This is a genomic window from Bacillus sp. RC240 (assembly GCF_044907945.1).
In the GTDB taxonomy this organism is placed as follows: domain Bacteria; phylum Bacillota; class Bacilli; order Bacillales; family Bacillaceae_G; genus Bacillus_A; species Bacillus_A mycoides.
Genome location: NZ_JBIYCT010000012.1, coordinates 55409 through 80249, shown reverse-complemented (window position 1 = coordinate 80249; position 24841 = coordinate 55409). Strand labels below are relative to the sequence as shown.

The window sequence follows — 24841 nt, the reverse complement described above, 5'->3', positions numbered from 1 at the left end:
TCCCTTTTATATAAAGAGCGAGAGGAAGAGCTATGACAAAAGTGCATCAGCGATTAATTTCCATTTTAGAGGAGTTTTTAGAAGAGAAATCGATGCTAAATCGAGCTTTTTTAGCGAGCCGTTTACACGTATCAACGAAGACGATTCAAAAGGATATAAAATTATTAAATGATATATTGGAAGAACACGGAGCGAAAATTGAATCACAAAGAGGGAATGGGTACGAACTAGAAATTATACAAACTAAGAAGTTTGAAGATTTTTGCGTAAATGTATTTCAAAAACAGACAGAAAAGATTCCAACTTCTTATGAAGAAAGAGTAGCTTATATTTTACACCGTATTTTAACGACAGATGGGTATGTGAAGCTTTCACAGCTAGCGGAAGAGATTTATGTGAGTAAATCTACTGTAAATTTAATTATGAAAGATGTTACAGATATTTGTAGTCGCTATGAGTTACAAATTGAAAAAAGACCATATTATGGTATACGTATTGTAGGAGAAGAATTTAATATTCGTTCTTGTTTATCACAATATGGTTTGCCGCGTTATGACCATACTCCGTTTCATGAGAACTATGAGCAGACGGACACATATTTATCGTTACCCCATATTTCTCTCATCCGCTCAGTTATACTAAAGTATATCGAGGGAGGAACGATATATTTATCAGATATAGAAATTGATAATTTATCAATTCATATTGCGATTGCTTTAAAGAGATGCAGGGATGATCATTACATTCAAGCACTGCATGTAGAGGAATCTGAACTTATAATAAAGAAAGAATATAAAATTGCGAAACAGATTTTAGGGAATTTAGGGGAAGAGCTAAAACTTCAATTTCCAGAAGAAGAAATTTTATATGTGACGATGCATTTATTAAGTACTGCTGTTACAGCGAGAGATCGCTATGAAAATGTGGAAGAGCTATTAGGGAAAGACGTATATGCATTCATGCAGCATATTCTTTTCAAAGTAGCGGAAGAACGGAATCTTACTTTTTATTACGATGAAGAATTATTATTTGGTTTTGGTGTTCATTTAAAAACGTTATTAAATCGTTTGAAATATAAGTTAAATACGCGAAATCCTCTTTTGGCAGAAGTGAAAAAAAATTATCCATATGCTTTTGAAATTGCAGTTCTCGTTGGAGATATAATTGGTGAATATACGGATGAATCCATTCCAGAGAGTGAGATTGGTTATATTGCCATTCACTTTGGTGGGGCGATGAGCCGCTTGCAGGAAAATAATCAAAAAAAAAGATGTTTATTAGTTTGTGCAACTGGTCAAGGGAGTGCACAACTACTGAAATATAAAATTCTATCACATTTCCGAGATAAACTAGAGATTGTAGGTATTACAGGGTACTATCAATTGAAAGTGGAAGATCTTTATAAAGATAAAATAGATTGTATTATTAGTACGATTTATATACCGAGTGGTTTGCCTGTTCCGGTTATAAAGGTAAACTCAATATTTGATGATAAAGAGATTAAATCAATTGGTAAGCAGTTATTTACACATGTGAATGATAGTATCCAGCAATATATTAAGGAAGATTTGATCTTCTTAAATCGTAGTGCTTCTACGAAAGAAGAGGTTATCCAGTTTTTATGTGAGAAAGCTGCTGAGAAAAACTATGTATCCGCAAACTTTTATGCTTCTATTATGGAGAGAGAGAACACATCTCCTACAGCGGTTGGAAACTTAGTGGCAATTCCGCATCCGATGCAATTATTAAGCGATACGACATTTTTGATGTTTTGTACACTCGATAAGGCGATTGACTGGGGAGATAAAAAAGTACAAGTTATTATTATATTTAGTGTGAAGCGCAATAATAATGAAGATTTACAAAAGCTTTATGATTTTTTATTTGATATTATGTCTAGTCAAACTATAATAGAAAAATTGCATCAGGCTCAAGCTGTTGATGATTTTCAAGAAATCTTACTATCATTATGAAAAAGTATATTAAAACTTCCGTTACACAACGGAAGTTTTTTATGTTTAATTGTATGCGTTTTCATAATAAGATAAAAATATAGAAAAAACATAACTTGGGGGAATTTTAAATGACTGATATGCAAACTCCATTTGCGTTAATTTTACATGGTGGCAACGCGAGAAGCGCGGCGCTTGAAGCAATTGCTTTTGCAAGACAAGGAGATTTTGAGAATGCGAGTGAAAAGATGACACTTGCTAGTGAGGAAATATCATCCGCTCATCGTATTCAAACGGATTTAATTCAAGAAGAAGCAAGAGGAAATCATGCAGAAATAAGTTTATTATTAGTGCATGCACAAGATCATTTAATGAATGCCATTACAGTGAAAGAACTTGCTGAAGAATTTATTACTCTTCATAAACGAGTGGAAGAGAAAGTGACAGTATAAGATGTACATTTTATTATGTTGCGCGGCAGGTATGTCAACGAGTATGGTTGTAAGAAAAATGCAAGAAGAGGCAAAGAAACAAGGGAAGGATTATAAAATTAAAGCAGTTGATTCAGAACTTGTGAAACTGGAAATAAAAAATGCTGATGTTGTTTTAATTGGACCACAGGTGAAGTATTTGTTTCCAGCAGTAGAGTTTCTTGCGAAATCATACGATATACCAGTTGCAATTATAGAACAACGAGATTATGGCATGTGTGATGGTTTGAAAGTACTTAAGCAAGCTGAACAATTAGTTTTAGCGTAATTATATTTTTTTAAATATAAACATTATAATGTTATAACTTTTAAATTTCGCCACATTGAACATAGGGAGGGTTATCGATGAATGGTTTTATGAGTTTTATGGAACAGAAGATTATGCCGACAACGCAAAAAATTGCGGGGCAACGACATTTATTAGCAATTCGAAATGGAGTTATTTCTACATTACCGTTAACGATTGTCGGGTCATTTTTCGTTATCTTTTTAAACTTACCAATTGATGCATATATGGAGTGGATTGCACCGTTTCGCCATATTTTAGATATTCCATTCCGATTTACAGTAGGATTAATGGCATTATACGCAGCGTTTGGGGTAGGGGCTTCACTCGCGAACTTTTATCAGCTCAATCAATTAAGTGCAGGATTATTATCTGTACTCGCCTTTTTACTAGCATCAGTTGAACCAATTCAAATAACAAAAGCTGTACCAGGTGTTATTGATGCAGGTAGATATATTTCAGTAGGAACATTAAGTGCAACTTCTTTATTCGGAGCAATTGTTACAGCATTAATTGCAGTAGAAATTTATCACTTTATGATTAAGCATAATATTTCGATTAAATTACCAGATAGTGTACCACCAGCAGTTGCAAACTCGTTTGCAGCATTAATTCCAACTTTAGTAGTTATTCTTTTATTCTGGGGTATTCGTTACGGTTTGAAATTTGATGTAAACACAACAATCACATATTTAATCGCACCATTAAAATCAGTATTAGTAGGAAATAATTTATTCGGTGGTTTATTAACAGTATTCCTAATTGTATTCTTCTGGTCGTTCGGTATACATGGCCCAGCGATTTTAGGACCAATCATTCGTCCGATGTGGGATTCAGCAATTCTTGAAAATATGGAAGTATTTACGGCTACAGGAAATGCACATCAGTTACCAAACTTATTTACAGAGCAATTTATTCAATGGTTCGTATGGATCGGTGGATCAGGCTCAACGTTAGCTTTAGTTATTATGTTTATGTTCTCTAAATCTAAGTTCTTAAAAGAGTTAGGTAGATTATCATTCGTACCAGGATTATTCAATATTAACGAGCCAATTATTTTCGGGGCACCAATTGTAATGAATCCAATCTTAATTATTCCGTTCGTTATTACACCGTTAGTTACAACGACGGTATCATATTTCGCAGTTGTTTCAGGTATGATTCCGCTCATGATGGCGAAGCTGCCATTTACGATGTTAGCGCCAATTGCAGCGATTATTAGTACGGACTGGACAATTATGGCCGGTGTACTTGTACTTGTTAACTTTGTTATCTCATTCGTTATTTACTATCCATTCTTCAAAATGTATGAGAAACAACAATTAGCAGGAGAGGAGAAAACAGAATGCTCGGAGCAATTATCATCTTAATTACATTCGTGGCGGGGCAGTGTATTGCACATTATTCAAAGTGGATACAAAGTAAATCGCTATTAGTTTTACTACTTGTGTCGATATTATTTATTGGATGTTCAATGGGAGCTTATGTGGCATTTAGTTTAGAATCACCGTACTTTATCATCGTACCAACGATTTTATGTGCAACATGTTTATCTGCAAAATATAGATTTACGAGCATGGCATTAATACAACGTGTGAAGGAGATGCAAAAGCATGGAGCGTAAATTAGGAATTTCACTTTATCCAGAGCATTCAACGAAAGAACAAGATATGGCATACATTTCGGCAGCGGCACGCCACGGTTTTTCAAGAATATTCACATGTTTACTGTCTGTTAATCGTCCAAAAGAGGAAATTGTAGCTGAATTTAAAGAAATTATTGGGCATGCAAAAGAGTATAATATGGAAGTTATTTTAGATGTAGCTCCGGCTGTATTCGATCAACTTGGTATTAGTTATAGTGATCTATCATTCTTTGCAGAGTTAGGTGCAGATGGAATTCGTTTAGATGTAGGGTTTGACGGGTTAACAGAAGCGAAAATGACTAATAATCCATATGGCTTAAAAATTGAGCTGAATGTAAGTAATGATATTGCCTATTTAGAAAATATCCTTTCGCATCAAGCGAATAAATCAGCTTTAATTGGTTGTCACAATTTTTATCCGCAAAAATTTACTGGTCTTCCGTATGATTATTTCATTCGCTGTAGTGAACGCTTTAAAAAGCATGGTATTCGCACGGCAGCATTTATTACGTCACATGCAGCTGAAATTGGTCCATGGGATATTAATGACGGATTATGTACGTTAGAACAACATCGTAACTTACCAATTGAAGTACAAGCGAAACATTTATGGGCAACAGGGCTTATTGATGATGTTATTATCGGAAATGCTTATGCGAGTGAAGAAGAGTTAGAGAAACTAGGAAACTTAAATCGTTACATGTTACAGCTAAAGGTACAATTTGTAGACGAAGCGACTGAAGTAGAGAAGAGAGCGACACTGCAAGAATTACACGTAAGACGCGGTGACATAACAGAGTATATGGTACGTTCTACAGAAGTGCGTAAAAAGTACAAAGACTATGATTTCCCAGTGCGCGAAAGTGTACGACAGAAAAGAGGGCAAGTTGTAATTGGTAATAACCTATTCGGAAAGTATAAAGGTGAACTACAAATCATCTTGAAAGAAATGCCGATAGATGAACGGAAAAATATTGTCGGTACAATTGCGGAAGAAGAACTGTTTTTACTAGATTATGTTGGGGCTTGGACACAGTTTACTTGTGTGGAATAGGGAAGGGAGGAGAGGATGCTATGGCATCCTCTTTTTTCTGTTGAAATAGTAATCTATCGTATATAGAATGCAAAGAGATAGATTTAATTTGGACGGGAGAGAAGGAGATGGAAGAGTATATAGATGATTTATTAAGGCGAATGGCCGATGAAGAGACAGATATATGGCATCGTGCATATGATGAAGCAAAAGAGCTATATGACCTATTAACTTTTCCTTATTTACAGGAGAAGTTAATAAAAGCAAAAAAGATATCTATGAAGAAAGATATTTATTATTTAATGACGAAACTCGCTATAAATACGAAAGAAATCTGTATTGCTGATTACCTTATAGATCGTTTGGAATATGAAGAGAGCCCGACTCTGTTAAGTGAATTACTTAGTAATATTTATCCGTTACCAGAAGTAAGTAGTACAAATAAAATTATTCCTTATATTTATCATAAAAACGATAGTGTTCGTTTTTGGGCAGTTTCTTCCTTAAAGTTATATAAATCGTTAGAAGCGGAACGTGCGTTGCTAAAGTTGCTGGATACTGAAGAAAATAAAGATGAGATTACAAATATTTGTTATACGTTGCTTGAGATTGGAACAAATCAATCGATTCTTCCATTAACAAAGCTTTTATATAGGGATAGTGCTTATGTTCGTTCAACCGTTATTGAAGTGTTAGCAAAAATAGGGGGAGCGGACTTACAAATAGTTTATATTGAAGCTTTAAAGGATAGAAATATAATGGTGAAATACGAGGCTGTTCGAGCTCTTTATGCATATGGAGACGAAAGGACGATTAAGCCAATTTGTGAACGTGTGAATAAGATTGTTTCTAGAAGACGTAAAAATGAAGTAGTACCTACCGATGAATCAGAGATTGTTATTGCTCTTCGTTTCTTACATAAGTTTGCTGATCATGAAGAAGTTTTAAAGACGTTTGATAAAGTATATAAAAAACGGGGGAGCTTGTTTATGTCAGAGAGAAAATGGCTTCGGGATAATATTAGTTACTTTCAAGAGAAAGAAAGAATGTAAGAATCATTAAAAAAGAGTTAGCCTCAATAATGAGACTAACTCTTTTTTTATAATTAGTTTAAAATTTTCACTGTAACTGTTTGGCGTCCCCAGTTACTTGATGTACCTTTATCTGGCATTAAAACATCAATTTTATTTCCTTTAATAGCTCCACCAGTATCACCAGCGATTGCTACTCCGTAACCTTCAACCCATACTTTTGAACCTAATGGAATTACACTTGGATCAACTGCAATTAGTTTCATGTTTGGATTAGCTGTTAAGTTATGGCCCATAGCTGATTTTACTTGATCTCCGGCTTTGTAACCATTTTCAAGTGGATCTGCTGTGTAAGCTGTTGCTACAACTCTTAATTCACGAGAAGAAGATGGTGCACTTGTTTCAGTTTCTTTCGCAACAGGTTGTTGTGTAGCTGGTTTTTGAGCTTTAGCCGCTTCACGAGCTTTAGCTGCCTCTTGAGCCTTAGCTGCCTCACGAGCTTCAGCTGCCTCTTGAGCTTTAGCTGCTTCACGAGCTTCAGCCGCCTCTTGAGCCTTAGCTGCTTGAGCTTCAGCTGCTTCACGAGCTTTAGCTGCCTCTTGAGCTTTAGCTGCTGCTTGAGCTTCAGCCACTTCTTGAGCTTTAGCTGCTTCACGAGCTTTAGCCACTTCTTGAGCTTTAGCTGCTGCTTGAGCTTCAGCCGCTTCTTGAGCTTTAGCTGCCTCTTGAGCTTTAGCTACTTCCCCGGCTTTAGCTGTTGCTTGAGCTTCAGCTGCCTCTTGAGCTTTAACTACTTCACGAGCTTTAGCCGCTTCTTGAGCTTTAGTTTTTGCTTGAGCTTCAGCTGCCTCTTGAGCTTTAACTGCTTCACGAACTTTAGCTGTATCTTGAACGTTAGTTACTTTTTCAGCTTTAACTACTGGCTGAACTTTAACTGGTGCTTTTCCTGTTAAGTAAGGAATGTGTACATAAGCTGTTTGGCCGTTATATTCAAATTGGATCCAATCATTTTGTACTTGGTGTGTTGTTTCGATTACATCATCTTTTTTCAATTTACCAAGAATCGCTGAATCTGTATTCGCTCCAGCACGTACGTTTAATACGTTTGCTGTTACGTAGTAAGTATCTTTTGTGTAGTCAGCGCTTATGAAAGCCTCTTTACCACTATTTAATTTAACTTTTGACCAGCCGTTTTCTGTATGTAAAACGTTAACTTTATATCCATCTAATAACTTTCCGACAACTTGTGATTCAGTAGTTGGGTTTTCTCGTACATTTAGTACATCAGTCGTTACGATTGTTTCTGCTTTAGCAGATGTTGTGAAAATCCCAAGACCAAAAACCGCTGCTGTTGCTATACCCATAAATTTTTTCATAATAGCCTCCATTGCATTTGTTTTCGTTGACCTCATTATAGCAACCATTATTTTCTTATTTGCGGAAAACACAAAACTACAAAGCATTCGTAACGAGGCATTAATATTCTGTAATAATTCCATTAATATCCTGATAGCGTTTTCTTTGCGTTTTTTAGGGGATTAGAACATAAGAATCATAAAATCAATACAATTTTAATTGCTAATAGATTAAAATTGTATCGGTTGTGTTACGAGAATGTTTCTGTAACGTTACAAAAAAGGGGTATTTAACTATTTGAATCGTAATGTAGTTATGAAAATATAATCTTCTTGTGTGTGAAGTCGTATATATAGGGGTGATTTTAATGAAATAGAGATATAATTGTTACAAAACAAGTTGTAGTATGGAAAAAATTACGCCTTGAATTTGTGTTATTACATAGTATTTTTGCAATAATAGGATTGCAGGATAGTTGTAATGTGAAATGGAAGCTGCAAGGATAAAAAGGTAATCGCAACATGAAACATATATAATAGAAGAAACATGATTTAAAGGGACGATATTGTTATGAATTAGTTCGCGAATTGCTTCAGAGTTATATAGTAGAAGTTAGAGACGCAGATTTTTAATAAAACAGCGATAAAATTGAATTTGCCTTCAACAAAATAAAAAACGTAGGAGTGTAAACTCCTACGTTTTTTATTTACTCATATCGTAAACATTCAATTGGATCAAGTTTAGCAGCTTTGTTTGCTGGTAGTAAACCGAATGCAATACCGATTAGCATTGAGATACCTACTGAAAGAAGTCCAAGTTCTTTTGAGATAACGAGTGGCCATCCGGCAAAGATTGAGACGATCCAAGCGAAGAAAATACCGAGCATGAATCCGATGAAACCACCGAGTCCTGTTAAAATACAAGATTCAATTAAGAATTGTGTTAATACTTTACCGCGCGTTGCACCAAGTGCTTTACGAATACCGATCTCACGTGTACGTTCTGTTACAGATACAAGCATGATGTTCATTACACCGATACCACCAACAAGTAAGGAGATAGCGGCAATGCCACCGAATACCATTTTCATCATACCGATGGATTCGTCTAATTGCTTCGTAAATTCACCTAAGTCCTGTGCTTCGAATTTGTGCTCGAATTTAGGAGCTTTCATGTCGTTTAAAACAGAAACAGCTTGTTTTTCTACACTTTTGCGTTCTGTTGGAGAGGTCATTGTTAATTTTACAGAGTCATACTCATTTACTCCTGAAATGACAGGCGCGTTTTCAAGAGATGTATAACCTTCAGGCATAGCCATTCCAAATTCGTTTTTCGTTTCGTATACACCGACTATTTTATACGGCTTTCCTTTTACATCTGTGTATAGATTTGATTCCCAACCACTAAATAATTTGTTGAAAGCTTCTTCATTTAATATAACAGCAGGAATTGCTTGGTTTAATTCGCTGTCGTTTAATTCACGACCGTGAACTAATTTTATTTTCGAATCTGTCATAAAGGCGCCTGTTCCACCTTTTAAATCAAGAGAGACATCTTTTGAACCAGAAGATGCTTTTACTTTCATACTTACATCTGGATAAACATCTTTAACGCCTGGTACAGTTTGAAGACGTTTTAGCATATCAGGTGTGATTTTGGCACTATCAGTTCCATAATCAGGGTTGTTGTAGTAAATCGTTACTTCAGTATCTTTTCCTTGGCCTAACTCTTTTTTAAACTTTGCATTTGTACCATCACCCATTGAAATGATAGTAATAATGGCGCTAATACCGATAATAATACCTAGCATTGTTAATATAGAACGCATTTTATGAGCAAAGATAGAGGAAAGGGCCATGCGTATATTTTCACTCGTGTTCAAAATTAACCTCTCCAATCTTGGACGATATTTCCGTCACGAATTACAATTTGACGTGCGGCCGCTTCCCCAATTTCACGATCGTGGGTAATCATAATGATTGTTGAGCCTTGTTTGTTTAATTCGTAAAAGAGATCCATAATTTGTGTACTTGTTTTCGTATCAAGTGCACCCGTCGGTTCATCTGCTAAGAGAAATTTCGGGTTATTTACGATTGCACGTGCGACTGCGACACGCTGCTTTTGTCCACCTGACAATTCATTTGGTAAGTGAGTAGCACGATCAGCTAAACTGACTTTTGTTAAAGCTGCTAATGAGCGCTCACGTCTTTCTTTTTTATCGACTCCAGCGTAAATAAGAGGTAGTTCTACATTTTGAAGTGCTGTAAGTCTCGGTAATAACATAAAGTTTTGGAATATGAATCCGATCTCTTTATTACGAACATGTGCAAGTTCTGTTTCAGACATGTTTGAAATGTTTTGACCAGCTAGTTCGTACGCACCTGTCGTTGGCTTATCTAAGCAACCGATAATGTTCATTAATGTTGATTTACCAGAACCAGATGGTCCCATAATAGAAGTGAATTCTCCTTGGTTTAGTGTTACATCAATTCCGTGTAATATTTGAACGGACTCTGCACCATTTTGGAAAGATTTCGTGATGCCTTTTAAGTTAATCATTGAGTGACAACCTCCATACCGTCTTTTAAGTCTTTTTCAGGTTTAGAGATAATTTCCTCTCCTTTTTTCACTCCAGAAACTTTTGCTTCGCTATCTGTCTCGAATTCAACAGTAACTGCTTGTTCTTTCGCTTTACCGTCTTTTACAACGAAGACAACATTTTTGTCACCTTTTTTCACAATGCTGCTTTTCGGAACAATCGTACCAGTTGCTTCGCCAGATTTACTCGTTACGTAAACATGGAAGCCGTTTTGTAATTCTTCACTATTATCTAATGTGACAGTGAATTGATAATTAGAAACAGTTTTGTTTTCGTCCATGCTCTTTAATGGTGTAGAACCGATTTCTGTTACTTTTCCTGTCCAAGTCTTACCAGCGACAGTTTTTGATGAAACAGTTACTTCTTGCCCAACTTTCATACTAGCAAGTTCATATTCAGAAAGTTGACCTTTTACTTTAAATTGACCAGCGTGACGAAGTGTAATGCCACTCATACCTGTTTTTTCATCAGCAGTTTTTACGATATCATCAATTACACCGTCGGCTGGACTCGTTACAGAAAGTGTGTTTACTTTCTCTTTTGCTACTTTAATCATTTCATCAGCTTTTTCTACTTCAAACTTCTTCATTTCAAGTTGTGATTCTAATTGCCCAACTTCAATTTCGGATGCTTTTAATGCTTCAGCGGGAAGGCCTGCATTTTTATCTTTTTGTAATTTTTGTTTCGCTGCATCAATTTGTTTTTGGAACAATGTTACTTCTTTTTGTGCGATTTTCTTTTGCATTTCTGCTTCCGTTACACCTTGTTTAGCAGTAGGGTCATTATATTTAAACAGAAGCTGACCTTTTTTCACTTCATCACCTTTTTTAACAGCTAATTCATACGTACCTTTTGTTGGATCGAATGAAATTGTTTCAATACCATTTGGAATAACTTCGCCGCCAAATTTTTGTGCATTTTCAATTTGTTTTTCCGTAATTTTATAACCGCTATATGCCATTGCTACTTCTGAACCACCGCCAGCAAATGCAAAATATGATCCAGCTGCAATTCCGATCGCTACTACACTAGTAATTAACACTTTATTTTTCTTCTTCATCTATTTATCACCTTTTCGTTCGTTTTAGTATCTACATTAAGTATAGAAGAGGTGAAGAATCTGACAAATCGTTTTAGCTTACAATAACCTTACAGTTTTGTAAGGTATCGATATGTAAATGTAATGTAGAGGTTGTACATGGTTTAAGCAGATGAATTGACTCGTTGTTTCTTTCTAACAATAATATTGTATGAAGGAGAGGAGGAAGGAAGATGGAAGCTTATTTTAGTGCGCATCCATTAAAACCATTTATTCCATACTCAAGGCAACACGTCCTTATATTATTTATTATGTTGGTGGGGATATTTTTTCTGTATCAATACCAAGATATATTACGGCAAAGTGAGTGGAATATAGCGGTTCGATATGCGATTGCATTTTTATTTATTGGGAGTGAAATTGGGCTCCATATGTGGGAATGGAAATCGGGGATTTTTGAACTAGGCACTTCATTACCATTCGAGTTATGTACGATTAGTTTATTGTTAGCATCGATTATGATTGTAACGAAAAGTTATCGCATATATGAGATTGTATTTTTTACAGGAATTATCGGTGCATCACAAGCTATTTTAACGCCGAACGTGCAATATGCTTTTCCGCATTTTCGCTTTATAGAATTCTTCGTTGCACATGTATTACTCATTTGGGCACCACTCTTTATGACGTGGGTAGAAGGATATAGACCGACCTTGCAATCAATTAAGCGTACGATGATATTTTTAAACATAATAATTCCAATCGTTTCTTTTGTGAACTACAAAACAGGTGGCAATTATATGTTTTTAGCTCGTAAGCCAGAAACTGCTTCATTACTCGATATGTTAGGGCCACACCCTTACTATATTATTTCATTAGAAATAGCTGCACTTATTGGATGTTTTATTTTGTATATGCCGTTTGCGAAAAGAGAAGGGCATGCGCATAAAGAATCACTAGAATCATAACCTAGTGATTTTTTTATGTATAAATATTTACAATTCAGAAAATTAAGAATAAAATTAAAAGGGAAATTATATAGAGAGAGAAGGGAAAACGTGGTCAAAAAAGTTTTTCTGAATGGGATGGAAGTGACGGTTCAATTTATTATTTCGATTTTGGGTATTATTTGTTTAGGGGCATTACCGAAATTATTTTACGGATTTGAGTTGCATGCATCAAAGTACATACAGAGTTTAAAAGAAGTGTTTGTGAACTTAATGGATATCTCCAATTTTCAATATGTGAGAGGTAAATTTTTATTTCCGCAGTTGTTCGTCCATTATAAAGAAACGATTGTGATTTTTTTGGCGGCTTTTTTCATTTCATTATTTGTAGCATTTTGTATTGTTTATGTCATTATGAATAGTTCACCGCGTATACAGCATCGCATTAAATCATTTCTCATCTTCCTAGAATCTATTCCAGACATTCTACTTATTTTAGTATCACAAATTTTAGTTATATGGTTTTTTAAAAGAACAGGCTTTTTACCTTTTCAAATTGCGTCAATTGGAGGCGAGTCGATTAGAGGATTGCCGATATTTTGTTTGAGTATACCGACTACGATTCTGTTTGTAAAAATGTTAGTGCTTCGTTTTGAAAATGAGCTAGAAAAAGATTATGTACTATTTGCTAAGGCGAAAGGGCTGAATCGTTTTCATATTTTAAATCGTCATGTTTTACGAAATGTGTTGCTTAGTACACTTTTCTTTGCGAAAACGAATATCTTTTTTATGTTATCTAATTTATATATTATAGAATGGATTTTTAATACGGGTGGTATTTTTATGTTTTTGAAATCGTATGAGAGTATTAGGGTTGAGGTTTTCATCGTTAGTGTGCTGCTTATTTATATTCCGATTTTTATTTTGTTTAAATTGTTTCATTATCTCATTCCAGCTGCGATGAAGGAGAGACTATAATATGTGGACGTATATAAAACGCGATAAAAGATTTTGGATAAGCATTGGGTTTCTTCTCATATTAGTTCTTTTGAGCATCGGAAATACGATATGGAATGATGGACATATTAGACAAGTTACATTGCAATATGATGCGGATGAAAATCCACAAGTGCCACCGTTTTCACCTTCATTACAATTTTTACTTGGGACAGACCGGAAAGGATACGACCTGTTACATTTAGTCATTGAAGGTGCGAAGTGGACGATTGGTATATCTATTTTAATTGCGGCACTTAGAATGGTGATAGGTGTGTTTTTTGGTGTTGTGCTTGGAACATATGTAAAAAGAGGGTTTTCAAAAATCGAGGCTTTTTTTGATAGTTTTACAGTTATTCCAACAGTTATGATTGCGTATTTTTTTCTTCACCTTGCAAATGCATTTGGGAGTGGGGAGGAAACAACAACCTTTTTTGAAAGAGCTTCGTTTCAAGTTTTATTACTTGTAATGCTTGTGATGCCAGTTATTGCACTGTATGTTGCGAAGGAAGTACGTAAATTGAGAACCGAAGAATTTATTGAAGCTGCGTGTATATTGGGTGGATCGAGAAGGCACATTGTTATAAAGCATATTTTCCCGCATCTCTATATGACGTTTATACTTGTATTTTTTCAGCAGTTTACGCAAACTCTTACTATTTTACTGCACTTAGGATTACTGGAAATATTCTTTGGTGGAACAGTTCAGTTTTTAGGACCGATAGAAGAAATAGAATCTTACACGCATGAATGGTCAGGTTTAATTGGAGTCTATTTTAGATCATTAACAGTGAATCCGTGGATTCCGCTCGTTCCCATCACATTTTTTGGACTTACTATTTTTTCAGGAAATATGATTGTAAAAAGTATAGAAGAGGCGATGATGAAAGTAAGGTTAGGAGGAGTGAGAATGAAGACAGATGTAGAAAAGGAACAACCTGCTGTGCAGTCAAAAGAAGAGCTGTTTACGTTTAAGCATACGATTTGAAAATAAAGAAGAAGCAAGCATAATCAATGCTTGCTTCTTTTCTTTATTTTGTAGAAACTTCACCTGCAGCTTCTGTTTGTGGAGTACAGTATCCGATTATACCACCGATTATTGCTGGAACGATCCAGCCGATTCCTAAGTTATAAAAAGGAATTGTGTGTACGATATTAGCGATAAAACTTGGTATCATTCCCACATTATCAAGTGCATGAATACAGCTAATAATGAATGCTGCGATCATCGCTCCGATATAGACAGAAGGTTTACGTTTCGTATATTTATCGATAAATGATACGAAAATTAAAATGATTGTAATTGGATATAAAATAATCAATACGGGTAATGTAATTTTGATTAATAAACTTAATCCTAAGTTTGAAATAACGAAGCTAAAAATACAAACGTATAGTACAAGCTTCTTATATGAAACATTTGTTAATACTGTTGTGAAATAGTTGGCGAATGCACTTACAACACCGATTGCAGTCGTTAAACAAGCAAAGATAATTGCGATACTTAATAAAACATTACCGCTTGTCCCAAAAAATTGATACATAATAGTTGCTAATAGTTGACCGCCATTTTCAAATTGTCCTAAGTTTCCGTTTGAAGCGCCGATATAACCTAGTAAGAAGTAAACAATTGTTAAGAAAAGAGCCGCAATGCTTCCGCAAATAATTGTATATTTCGCAATGGATTTCTTATCTTGTATCCCGTTTTGACGAATTGCATTTACAACAATCGTTGATAATACGAGTGCTCCGATTGCATCTAATGTTAAAAAGCCTTCAAGAAATCCTTTGAAAAATGGAATTTCTTTATAGTCACCAACAGGTTCTGCAAATGATCCTGGTGAAAGAATCGCTTTTGTTGCCATAATTGCAATAATTCCAAGCAAAATTGGCGTTAATATTTTTCCGATATGATCTACTAATTTGGATGGATTTAACGATAAGAAGTAGACGACTATAAAGAAAATCGCACTAAAAACTAACATAGAGTACCATTGATCTGGGAAAAGTGGTGCAATCCCAATTTCATAAGATACAGTTCCAGTTCGTGGAATAACAAATAGTGGGCCGATGGAAAGATAAATAATGATAGCGAATACTGCTGCGAATTTTGGGTGAACACGGCTCGCTAAAGTATTAAAACTACCACCAGCAAGGGCAACAGCGACGATAGCTAGTAAAGATAAACCGACATCTGTAATAATAAATCCTGTAATGGAAACCCACATATTTTCTCCGGAAGAAAGACCGAGAAGAGGCGGGAAAATCATATTACCAGCACCGAAGAAAACTGCGAATAGTAATAAACTAATCGAAAGTATTTGCGCTGGTTTTAAAGTTGTACGCATATAAAGAAAAGCCTCCTAATGAGCGTTTTTTTGTCGAAAATTCAAATAATTTGTCGATTGACTGTTATTATTTTAAAGGTCTGATGACTAGAAAGCAAGAGGGAATTTTAAAAATATTTTAAAATAATGCGTAAAATTGAATAAATATACTATTTATATGTTAATGCAGGAAGAATTTCACTTTTAACGTAAAAAAACACATATCGCTAGGATATGTGTATTAAAAATAAATTTGCCTATCACGTTCTTCTTTTAAAATTTCTACAGCCTCTCGGAAACGTTGAGAATGGACAATTTCTCGTTCGCGTAAAAAGCGTAAGCTATCATTTATATCGGGATCGTCTGATAAATCAATTAGCCATTGATAAGTCGCTCGTGCTTTTTCTTCAGCTGCAATATCCTCGTATAAATCTGCGATAGGATCTCCTTTCGCTTGAATGTAAGTGGCAGTAAAAGGAACACCACCTGCATTATGGTAAAACAAGGCGCTATCATGATTCGCATAATGCGCGTCTAATCCGGCAGCTTTCATTTGTTCAGGTGTTGCATCTTTTGTTAATTTATAAATCATTGTAGCAATCATTTCTAAATGTGCGAACTCTTCTGTACCAATATCGGTTAGTAAGCCAACGACTTTATCAGGAATTGTATAACGTTGATTTAAGTAGCGAAGAGCAGCAGCCAGTTCGCCGTCCGCACCGCCATATTGTTCAACTAATAATTTGGCGAGTGCTGGATTACAAGTACTCACTTTAACTGGATATTGTAATTTTTTTTCATAAATCCACATAGTTTCTCTCCTTTATCCCGCTATTTGCTGCCCGTAAACTCCACTTGATTAAAGTTTCATTTTATATTTGCCATGGCCACGGTCCTTGGCTCCATTGCCATGGAGCGTTAGAATAACTATTTCCGAACTGCTGAAGTGGCCCGTATTTTTCTTCAATTTTTTGTTGTAATACTCTTCGTTTATAGGAGAAATCATTGAATTGATTTATAGCTGCAGTATCGTCGGGGTGCGTATCTAAATAGAGGGTAAGTTCAACTAATACAAAGTCTAGTTCTTGTAGTTCTTCAATCCATTTGTAATATTCATCAGGCAATGTTTGTGTCACGTTTTTATTCACCGTCCTTTTTTGTGAGGATTTTCATAAAAATCATAAAAAGCAGGCCATAAAGTCCCTTTTCTTAAAGCTTCGTTTGGTGGGAATTGGGGTAAGTTAGGTGGTTGAAAGCCCATAAATAGGTGTGGGGGAGTTGAGTAGTATTTCTTTCCAATTGGAGGGCAAGGATCATTTGGACCGTGATAAGGTATGTAAGATTTCATGAATTTATCCATGTTACACGCCTCCTTTATAAATGAAATATTCATCACTATGTATTGTATTCGTACATAATTGCAAATTATGACTCATATAGAAAACTAAAAGGGGCAGGGGGAGTGCGGATGGAAAGTGTTACAACATGTATTGTCTTAGAATCTAAAAACTTAAAGGAAACATTATATTTTTATGAAGGAATTTTAGGGTTTAAACCGAGCGAGGAGAGGCCACAAATACGTGTAACAGGTGTGTGGTATGATATTGGTTTAACGAGAATTTGTTTTGTTGTAAACAGGGGACTGGGAGAGTATAGAGAAACTGTAACCTCATCAGTGAAGGAACTATTGTTAAAAACTACAAATATCGAGCGGTTAAAGAAAAAGTTAGCGTTTTATCAAATATCATTTGTAGAAGAACGATGTGGGGAAGAAGTTAAAATAATATTTCTTGATCCAGATGGTTATACACTCCAATTTACTTCAATAGAGAGCGTGAAAGAGAGCTTTTTGCAATGTAATAATCTGAATGGTGAATGAAAAAAATATTGACAAGCTTAGGTAAATATTTTAATGTGATTGTATAAAACTGTGTATATAAAGGGGAGTAACTTATTACAGTAAAGTCGTCATTACAGGGAGAAACCCTCGGCTTTATTGGCAACGTTTCGTTGTTAGTGAGACCTTTACCAGCAATGGTAAAGGCCCCTTATTGTCTTTTTTAGGACCCTTACCATATTTGGTAGGGTCCTTTTTGTATACAAAGAGAGGAGAAATAAAAATGAAAAAACTTATTAGTAGATTAAGAGTTGTATTTCATGTTCGTCGTTTCGTTCCATTCCTATTTGACTTTTTTACTTCAAAAGAGGTTTCAATAAAGAAGAAAATTTTATCTGTTGCTTTTTTAGTTGGGTATGTTGCGATGCCGCTTGATTTAATTCCAGACTTCCTGCCGTTTATCGGTATTTTAGATGATATTGGAATTGTGTTGTTCATTTTGAACCGAATTGTAAAGATGGCGCCAGTTCAATTACAAGAAAAGCATAACGTAAACGTAGGATAGGAGTTGAAAATATGGAGCAAATTATTTTAGATATAATCGAGTTTTTAAAGCAGTTTTCTTATTTTGGAGTTGTGTTAGCATTAACGTTTGAATTTATTCCAGCAGAAGTAGTTTTGCCCATGGTTGGGTATTGGGTATATGAGGGAGATATGAATTTTTGGCTAGCTGTATTAGCTGGAACGCTTGGCGGAACGACAGGACCTTTAACGTTATATGCGCTCGGGTATTACGGTGGTCGTCCTCTATTAATAAAATACGGGAAATACTTCTTCATTAAAGAAGAACAAATTCAAAAAGCAGATGATTTCTTTGAAAAATATGGACCGGTTGTAGCATTTGTTGGACGCTTTGTGCCAGGAGTTCGAACGCTTATTTCCGTTCCATGTGGTATGGCGAAAATGAACATATGGAAATTTAGCATATATACATTTGTAGCAATGTTCCCATTAACGACTTTGTATATTTATTTTGGAATGAAATTAGGTCCGCATTGGGAAAAAGCAGCGGGTGTTGTTGGACAATATATGCTACCGATATTAGCCGTCGTTCTTATTATTGTAGGTGGTATTTTAATCTATAAATTTATGAAAAAACGAAACAGATCGGAATCTATCTAGTCATTGGTAATGGAATTTGCATATTTTTTGAAAATAGATGAATAGTACAGGCAAAAGACTCTGAGGGACATACACATATAGGGAATATAAAAGAGAGAGGGGAAACAACTATGTCTTGTGAGTGCTCAGGGTCAGCATTAACTTGCTGTCCAGATAAAAATTTTGTACAAGATAAAGTGTGTAGTCCATGGTCAGGAACTGTAGTTGCTACTGCAATTACAAATGTGCTGTATAACAACAATATTAATCAAAATATGATTGGAACAGGGTTCGTTAGGTATGACGTCGGGCCAGGTCCAATCACGCTTACAGTTTTGGATGCAACAGGAGCTACACTTGATACACAAACATTAAATCCTGGAACGAGTATAGCTTTTACGTACCGTCGTTTCCAGACAATTGAAGTAACTTTACCTGCTGGAACAGCTGGAACATATCAAGGAGAGTTTTGTATAACAACACGTTATCCACTTTCATAATAGAAAAGGAGAGGACTAAGATGTGCAATTCTAACTTATCATGCTGTTCCAGTAAAACACTTGTTCAAGATCAGGTGTGTATAGATTGGGCTGCTACTGGTGCGGTCACTGAAACGGTATATACGAATAATATTACACAAGACCTGTACGCATCTGGATATATAAAATATGATGTGGGTGTAAATCCAGTTACAGTAAACTTTCTAGTAGGAGCGACAGTAGTTAATACAATTACTGTACAACCACAAAGTAGTGGATCGTTTACAGTAAGGTATTTTACTACAATTCAAATTGTAACAACAGGGACGGCAACGAGCCAAGGGCAATTATGCCTTACAGTGCGTTATCCGATTTCATAAGGAAAAGCATACCGTAATGGTATGCTTTTTTGTATAGTTTGTAAGTTAGGGTGGTAAAGAATTTTATAAGCAAAATGAGAATTGGCAACAATATTTTCCCTCTATATATTGAATTGGGTTATTTGGAATATTAATGATTGTCACAGATTGTAATGATTGACCTGTATATGACATTGTGTTGCCAGGATAGACAGTAAAAGTATTTGTCACCTGCCCAATAATTTGAACGGTAACCCCTCCGGTACTACTAGTGCTATTATACACAGAAATGGTACCTGATATTTTAAGTAAACCATCTCCTTCCCATAAAACTAATGTGGAATTTTCAGAAGGTGGAGGGATTTCTTTTGTTATAAAAAAATTACCAGCAAATTCATTCGTGACTAGTTCACAGCTTGGTGGTTTAGGTGGATCGTAGGGAGGGCAGATGATAGATAAAGGGGCATAGCAGCCGATATTTTTTTTACAAGCCATTAATAGTTCCTCCCTTCATAGTTTCTTTTTATTACTATTAAATGTTGTAAAACGATAGTTGTGTTAATAAAGGGGCGAAAAATTTCACGAAAGATGTTTAATAGGCTTACAGCTAGTAATAAGTTATGAGAGTCTGTAAGACAAAAGGTGGTTGTATAAGATAATACAAGTAATGTGGGATGTTACACAAAATTGACTGTATATTTACAAAAATTAAATAAATTTCATTCTTAATTCAAACTAAGTTAATATGCATTCGATACAATAACCATTGTAAATAGTTTATTATATGAGGAGGATTTACGTGGAAAGAACTGCTTTAAGAAAAGTAAAAGGACTTATTGGATTATTGATGGTTTTTGTATTAGCATTCGTGTCATTTCCGTGGAGTGCGTCGGTTAAAGCGGAAGAGAAAAAGCAAGAAAAGGCACCAAGTGAGAAGAAGCTTGTTTTTCCAGTTGTAAGTGATGTGCATATTAAAGATAGTGGAACAGATGATACGTTCCGCTGGAAAAGAGCGATTGAGCAATTTAATACGCTTGCACCAAAGCAAGATGCGTTTGTCATTGTAGGTGATTTTACTGATTCGGGTTCAGTAAAGCAATATGATCGTTTTATGCAAGTGTATAACGAAAATGCAAATAAAGATGCGGTACGAATGAATTCTCTAGGTAATCATGATTATTGGAACGGCTTATCTGTAGAGGGAGCACAGAAGCGTTTCTTAGAAAAGACAGGAATGGAATCGATTTATTATCATAATGTAGTAAAAGGGTATCACTTTATCGTAATGTCACCAGAGGATGGAACAACGCATGGCTATTATTCGGACAAGCAAATTAATTGGTTAAAAGAAGAAATGGCAAAGGCACAAAAAGATGATCCAGAAAAACCGATTTTTGTGTTTTTACATCAACATATTAAAGATACAGTGTACGGTAGCCAAGAATGGGGAACGAAAGATAGTGCAAAAATTAATGCGGTATTAAAAGAATACCCACAAGTAATTACGTTTTCAGGTCATTCACATTATCCGTTAGATGATCCAAGATCGATTCATCAAAAAGACTTTACGTCTGTTGGAACATCTTCTGTAAGCTATATGGAAGTTGAAGGTGGTAAAGTACAAGGGAATATCCCGCCAGGAGCTAGTACATTAAGCCAAGGTTTATTAGTAGAGGTAGATGACAAAGAGGTAACGATTAATCGCCGTGATTTCCATACAAACTCTTGGACAGGTGAGCCTTGGAAAATTAAATTACCAACGAAAAAAGAAGGATTCAACTATGTAGAAGATCGTGATAAAGAAAAGCCATACTTTGCGAAGGATGCAAAGCTTGCTGTATCAAATGTAACGGAAAATGCGGCAACAGTAACATTCCCGCAAGCATTGGACAACCTTCTTGTTCATTCTTATCGCTTGCAAGCAAAGGATAAACAAACAGGTGAGATTAAAAATAAGCTATTAGCGTTCTCTGAATTTTATCGTGATCCAGTGCCAAAAGAACTTACATTTACGCTTGCTGGATTAGATGGCGGGAAATCATATACACTTGAAGTGGTTGCAATTGATTCGTTTGGCAATGAAAGTGAGCAACCATTAACTGCAGAAATCACAACGAAAAAAGATAATATTGATCCGAATGTGAAAGTACCAAAGGCAGACGTTTTTGATGTGAATTTCTTAGATGGTACATTTAAAGATAACTCACCGTTTGGGACGAAAGGTGATGTGAAAGGGAATGTATTTATTGAATATGATAAAGCTCTGAAAATAAATGTAATGAAATTAAATGGAAAAGCAAATACATTTGGGTACCTTCCATTTTCAGCAGCACAAAAAGAAAAAGTAGCGAATACGTTTACGTTAGAAACTGTATTTTCGATGAATGAAATTCGTGGACAAGGAATTTTACAAAATACAGAGAGTGGCGGAATTGGTTTTGAATCTACAGGAAATGGATATGTAGAACTATGGGCTCATATTGGTGGCAGTTATAAACGTGTAGGCGTTCAATTAGCAGCAAACAAAACGTATCATTTAACAGGAACGTATAACGGTAGTGAAGTAGCAATTTATGTAGATGGTAAAAAAGTAAATAGTCAACCAGCTCAAGGGAAAGTATATCACCCGAACGTGCCATTTGCACTTGGTGCAGACCCAGATAGTAACGGAAATGGTGGTATTCCGTTAAATGGACAAATTGCGCTTGCAAAATTATATAGTAAAGCGTTGAGCTCTTCAGAAGTATTAGCAGCATATAACGAGTTTTCTAATCGTACAAAATTAGAGCAAGTAAATGCGTTATATGAAGAGATTGCGAAAGTGAAAGAAGTATTGGCAGGTACTTATGAATTTGGTGAAAAACCAGGTCAGTATTCACAAGCAGCTTTTAACGAATTACAAAGAAGTTATGACAATGCAAAGAAAGTGTTTGAGAATATAGCAAGTACAGGAGAACAAATTGTTCAAACGTATAATGAATTAAAAACAGCAAACCAAACATTTGTACAATCAAAGGTAGCAGAAGAACAGCCAAAAACACCGAAAGAAAAATTACAAGTGAATATTGAATCTGCAAAAGCTTTAGTAAAGAAAGCGCAAGATGGAAATGTAACAGACGGTTCTGTTAAATCATTAAGTCAAAAAATCACAGTTGCGGAAGCTGTGTTAAAAGATAAAAATGTAAAAGATGAGTATGTGGAATCAATGAATCGTACGCTAGAGCACGCTATTTCACTTGTTGAAAAAAGCATCAACAAATAAGGTGTAAGAAAAAGAAGCTTATCATGATAGGCTTTTTTTTTGTTATACTAAAAGTAGTATAGAAAAAGGGAGCGAATAATTTGGAAGAGAAAAAGCTAAAAAGAATTCTTGAATATGTATGGATCGCCGTTGTGCTCCTTGTAGGATATTATTTATTAAAAGATAAAAGTATATGGATTCTATTTTTAATGACATTTTTATTAGCGGGATTAGGAACGCTATTTATTAACTTTTTCTTTGATAGTGTAAACGCGTGGAGAAAGAAAAAGAAAGAGACGAAGTAAGGGAGAATAAAGTGAAACTTTAATCAGTGGGAGTCTTACTGCCCGGCAAATAGCGGGATAAGTATACAAAAGTTGATCGGTATATTTTTCGTTTTACAATCGTTAATGAAAATAGCTCGCCTTTATTATAGGCGAGCTATTTTTTTATACTTCTTTTTTCTCATCATTTGTTTTTTTAGTAGCTAAATGACTATGTTTTCTAGAGTAGAAGAAGTATACGCATAAACCGACTATAAGCCAAAATGAAAAGCTGATCCATGTCGTTTTGGACAAATTAGTCATTAAATATAAACAACAAAGAATAGCGACAACCGGTAGTACAGGTACGAGTGGTGTGCGGAAGCCTCGTTTTAAATCAGGATGAGTTTTCCGTAAAATAAGTACAGCAAAGCAAACGAATGTGAAGGCTGTTAACGTACCGATGTTTACTAAATTCGCTAATAAATGTAGGTCTAAAAGTCCTGCTAATAAAGCTGCAAATACTCCAGTAATCCATGTGTTTAATAAAGGGATTTTTACTTTTTTATTTACGCGTGATAAAGCTTTTGGGAGTAAGCCGTCTCGGCTCATTGCATAAGAAACACGAACTTGTCCATACATAACGACTAAAAGAACGGTTGTCATTCCTGTCATCGCACCAACTGCAAGTAGCCCCGCAATAGTATCTTCACCAACGAAATGTAGTGCAAATGCAACTGGATCAGAAACGTCTAATTGCGTATAAGGAACCATGCCTGTTAAAACGAAAGATACGATCATGTATAAAACTGTACAAATAAGAAGGGAACCTATAATGCCAATTGGTAAATCACGCTGCGGTTTTTTCGTTTCTTCTGCCGCGGTTGCGATTGCATCAAAACCTAAAAAGGCGAAGAAGACAGTCGCAGCTCCGGTAATAATACCGTCGTACCCGAATGGAATGAACGGTGTCCAATTTTCAGGCTTTACATATTTTGCGCCTGCTACGATAAAGGCGATAATAACTGCTAATTTGATAAGGACCATAACATTATTAATGCGTGCGCTTTCGCGTATACCAAAACTTAAAAGCCCAGTAATGAGAAGTAAAATACAAACAGCTGGTAAATCAATGAGACCACCTTTTCCTGTACCAGGGGCCGAGGAAATAATGGTGGGAAGGTGTATATTGAACCCTTGAAGCAATGATTGTAAGTATCCAGACCAGCCAACAGCTACCGCTGCAACAGCGAGTAAATATTCGAGCATTAAACACCAACCAACGATAAAGGCGACGACTTCCCCGACTGTCATGTATGCGTAAGTATACACACTTCCTGAGACAGGAATAGAAGAAGCAAATTCGGCATAACAAAAGGCTACACAAGCACAAGTAAATGCAGCAATAAGGAATGATAGCATAATACCAGGGCCAGAATGTTTTGCCGCTACGATACCTGTTAATACAAAAATCCCTGTCCCAATTACGGCGCCGATTCCTAAAAACGTTAAATCAAGTGCCGTTAATGTTCGATCTAGCTGTCTTGGTGATTCAGTACTAAGTGCTTTTTTTCGTAATAATGACTTCACTTTGAACTCTCCTCCTTTAGTTTTCATTTCCATAACTGCGAATATAGTACGAGCCCATTGGAAAAGAGTATGTAAGTGAATGAAAATACAGTTATGGTATGTAGTTTTTTAAAATTTCTGGGTTAATCTTATTATAATTCAGAATATTTTGTCAAATAAAATTTTAACAAATAAAAAGCCGGTTGTAAGGAGAAACTATGTGCAGAAAT

27 protein-coding genes are annotated in these 24841 nt (G+C 35.5%); 17 read left to right on the top strand and 10 right to left on the bottom strand.

The window, feature by feature from the left end:
* Positions 1-32 precede the first annotated feature (32 nt).
* The 7 genes from ABH955_RS25645 to ABH955_RS25615 all read left to right on the top strand — a co-directional run bounded on the left by ABH955_RS25645 (position 33) and on the right by ABH955_RS25615 (position 6459).
* Positions 33-1973 carry a BglG family transcription antiterminator gene (locus ABH955_RS25645; protein ID WP_404455445.1) on the top strand — a complete coding sequence of 647 codons (1941 nt, stop codon included), beginning with the start codon at positions 33-35 and terminating at the stop codon, positions 1971-1973.
* A gap of 110 nt (positions 1974-2083) precedes the next feature.
* On the top strand, positions 2084-2404 hold the full coding sequence (locus tag ABH955_RS25640) for a PTS lactose/cellobiose transporter subunit IIA (RefSeq protein WP_002087442.1): 321 nt from the start codon (positions 2084-2086) through the stop codon (positions 2402-2404).
* Position 2405: 1 nt separating this feature from the next.
* Positions 2406-2711 carry a PTS sugar transporter subunit IIB gene (locus ABH955_RS25635; RefSeq protein ID WP_002087440.1) on the top strand — a complete coding sequence of 102 codons (306 nt, stop codon included), beginning with the start codon at positions 2406-2408 and terminating at the stop codon, positions 2709-2711.
* 77 nt (positions 2712-2788) lie between these two features.
* Positions 2789-4099: a PTS sugar transporter subunit IIC gene (locus ABH955_RS25630; protein WP_001013048.1), complete on the top strand. Its 1311-nt coding sequence runs from the start codon at positions 2789-2791 to the stop codon at positions 4097-4099.
* Entirely contained in the window at positions 4075-4353 is a 279-nt protein-coding gene (locus ABH955_RS25625) for a hypothetical protein (RefSeq protein WP_404455448.1), read from the top strand. The genes ABH955_RS25630 and ABH955_RS25625 overlap by 25 nt, the downstream gene beginning before the upstream one ends.
* Positions 4343-5428, top strand: coding sequence for a DUF871 domain-containing protein (locus ABH955_RS25620; protein ID WP_404455451.1), 1086 nt, complete (start codon positions 4343-4345; stop codon positions 5426-5428). Before ABH955_RS25625 ends, ABH955_RS25620 begins: the two co-directional genes overlap by 11 nt.
* A gap of 107 nt (positions 5429-5535) precedes the next feature.
* Positions 5536-6459, top strand: coding sequence for a HEAT repeat domain-containing protein (locus ABH955_RS25615; protein WP_404446103.1), 924 nt, complete (start codon positions 5536-5538; stop codon positions 6457-6459).
* Between the two features lie 53 nt (positions 6460-6512).
* On the opposite strand, the gene entC is transcribed toward ABH955_RS25615, so the two are convergent.
* From entC to ABH955_RS25595, 4 genes are all read right to left on the bottom strand, one after another.
* Entirely contained in the window at positions 6513-7937 is a 1425-nt protein-coding gene (entC, locus tag ABH955_RS25610) for a cell wall-binding protein EntC (RefSeq protein WP_404491821.1), read from the bottom strand.
* Between the two features lie 563 nt (positions 7938-8500).
* Positions 8501-9652, bottom strand: coding sequence for an ABC transporter permease (locus ABH955_RS25605; protein ID WP_002029935.1), 1152 nt, complete (start codon positions 9650-9652; stop codon positions 8501-8503).
* 26 nt (positions 9653-9678) lie between these two features.
* Positions 9679-10353 carry an ABC transporter ATP-binding protein gene (locus ABH955_RS25600; protein ID WP_002087431.1) on the bottom strand — a complete coding sequence of 225 codons (675 nt, stop codon included), beginning with the start codon at positions 10351-10353 and terminating at the stop codon, positions 9679-9681.
* On the bottom strand, positions 10350-11453 hold the full coding sequence (locus ABH955_RS25595; protein WP_088038535.1) for an efflux RND transporter periplasmic adaptor subunit: 1104 nt from the start codon (positions 11451-11453) through the stop codon (positions 10350-10352). The genes ABH955_RS25600 and ABH955_RS25595 overlap by 4 nt, the downstream gene beginning before the upstream one ends.
* A gap of 212 nt (positions 11454-11665) precedes the next feature.
* Between ABH955_RS25595 and ABH955_RS25590 the strand changes: the two genes are divergently transcribed.
* The 3 genes from ABH955_RS25590 to ABH955_RS25580 all read left to right on the top strand — a co-directional run bounded on the left by ABH955_RS25590 (position 11666) and on the right by ABH955_RS25580 (position 14363).
* Positions 11666-12400 carry a YwaF family protein gene (locus tag ABH955_RS25590; protein WP_404446110.1) on the top strand — a complete coding sequence of 245 codons (735 nt, stop codon included), beginning with the start codon at positions 11666-11668 and terminating at the stop codon, positions 12398-12400.
* Between the two features lie 90 nt (positions 12401-12490).
* On the top strand, positions 12491-13357 hold the full coding sequence (locus ABH955_RS25585; RefSeq protein WP_404455457.1) for an ABC transporter permease subunit: 867 nt from the start codon (positions 12491-12493) through the stop codon (positions 13355-13357).
* A 1-nt stretch (position 13358) separates the two neighbouring features.
* Entirely contained in the window at positions 13359-14363 is a 1005-nt protein-coding gene (locus tag ABH955_RS25580; protein ID WP_404455460.1) for an ABC transporter permease, read from the top strand.
* A 43-nt stretch (positions 14364-14406) separates the two neighbouring features.
* Here ABH955_RS25580 and brnQ2 read toward each other — a convergent pair whose 3' ends face one another.
* The 4 genes from brnQ2 to ABH955_RS25560 form a co-directional block, all read right to left on the bottom strand.
* Complete coding sequence (gene brnQ2 / locus ABH955_RS25575) at positions 14407-15723, bottom strand: branched-chain amino acid transport system II carrier protein BrnQ2 (protein ID WP_404446119.1); 1317 nt, start codon at positions 15721-15723, stop codon at positions 14407-14409.
* Between the two features lie 220 nt (positions 15724-15943).
* Entirely contained in the window at positions 15944-16513 is a 570-nt protein-coding gene (cotJC, locus tag ABH955_RS25570; RefSeq protein WP_002010774.1) for a spore coat protein CotJC, read from the bottom strand.
* A gap of 61 nt (positions 16514-16574) precedes the next feature.
* Positions 16575-16838, bottom strand: a complete 264-nt coding sequence (locus ABH955_RS25565) for a spore coat protein CotJB (protein WP_000194953.1) — start codon at positions 16836-16838, stop codon at positions 16575-16577.
* A gap of 8 nt (positions 16839-16846) precedes the next feature.
* Positions 16847-17062: a spore coat associated protein CotJA gene (locus ABH955_RS25560; RefSeq protein WP_002193326.1), complete on the bottom strand. Its 216-nt coding sequence runs from the start codon at positions 17060-17062 to the stop codon at positions 16847-16849.
* Positions 17063-17170: 108 nt separating this feature from the next.
* Here ABH955_RS25560 and ABH955_RS25555 point away from each other — a divergent pair, with 108 nt between their 5' ends.
* The 5 genes from ABH955_RS25555 (at position 17171) to ABH955_RS25535 (ending at position 19559) form a co-directional block, all read left to right on the top strand.
* Positions 17171-17581, top strand: a complete 411-nt coding sequence (locus ABH955_RS25555) for a VOC family protein (protein ID WP_404491820.1) — start codon at positions 17171-17173, stop codon at positions 17579-17581.
* Positions 17582-17822: 241 nt separating this feature from the next.
* Positions 17823-18104, top strand: a complete 282-nt coding sequence (locus tag ABH955_RS25550; protein WP_000733852.1) for a YkvA family protein — start codon at positions 17823-17825, stop codon at positions 18102-18104.
* A gap of 11 nt (positions 18105-18115) precedes the next feature.
* Positions 18116-18721 carry a DedA family protein gene (locus ABH955_RS25545; protein WP_002010780.1) on the top strand — a complete coding sequence of 202 codons (606 nt, stop codon included), beginning with the start codon at positions 18116-18118 and terminating at the stop codon, positions 18719-18721.
* A gap of 110 nt (positions 18722-18831) precedes the next feature.
* A complete protein-coding gene (locus ABH955_RS25540; RefSeq protein ID WP_404446133.1) occupies positions 18832-19200 on the top strand; it encodes a DUF3992 domain-containing protein in 369 nt (122 codons plus the stop codon).
* 20 nt (positions 19201-19220) lie between these two features.
* On the top strand, positions 19221-19559 hold the full coding sequence (locus tag ABH955_RS25535; protein ID WP_404455466.1) for a DUF3992 domain-containing protein: 339 nt from the start codon (positions 19221-19223) through the stop codon (positions 19557-19559).
* Positions 19560-19622: 63 nt separating this feature from the next.
* Here ABH955_RS25535 and ABH955_RS25530 read toward each other — a convergent pair whose 3' ends face one another.
* Positions 19623-20033, bottom strand: a complete 411-nt coding sequence (locus ABH955_RS25530) for an S-Ena type endospore appendage (RefSeq protein ID WP_404491819.1) — start codon at positions 20031-20033, stop codon at positions 19623-19625.
* Between the two features lie 304 nt (positions 20034-20337).
* On the opposite strand from ABH955_RS25530, the gene ABH955_RS25525 reads away from it, so the two are divergent.
* Positions 20338-22800 (top strand): LamG-like jellyroll fold domain-containing protein, encoded by a 2463-nt coding sequence (locus ABH955_RS25525; RefSeq protein WP_404455472.1) that lies wholly within the window; start codon positions 20338-20340, stop codon positions 22798-22800.
* 80 nt (positions 22801-22880) lie between these two features.
* On the top strand, positions 22881-23084 hold the full coding sequence (locus ABH955_RS25520) for a hypothetical protein (RefSeq protein WP_000391506.1): 204 nt from the start codon (positions 22881-22883) through the stop codon (positions 23082-23084).
* Positions 23085-23228: 144 nt separating this feature from the next.
* On the opposite strand, the gene bcaP is transcribed toward ABH955_RS25520, so the two are convergent.
* A complete protein-coding gene (bcaP, locus tag ABH955_RS25515; protein WP_002188416.1) occupies positions 23229-24632 on the bottom strand; it encodes a branched-chain amino acid transporter BcaP in 1404 nt (467 codons plus the stop codon).
* Positions 24633-24841 lie beyond the last annotated feature (209 nt).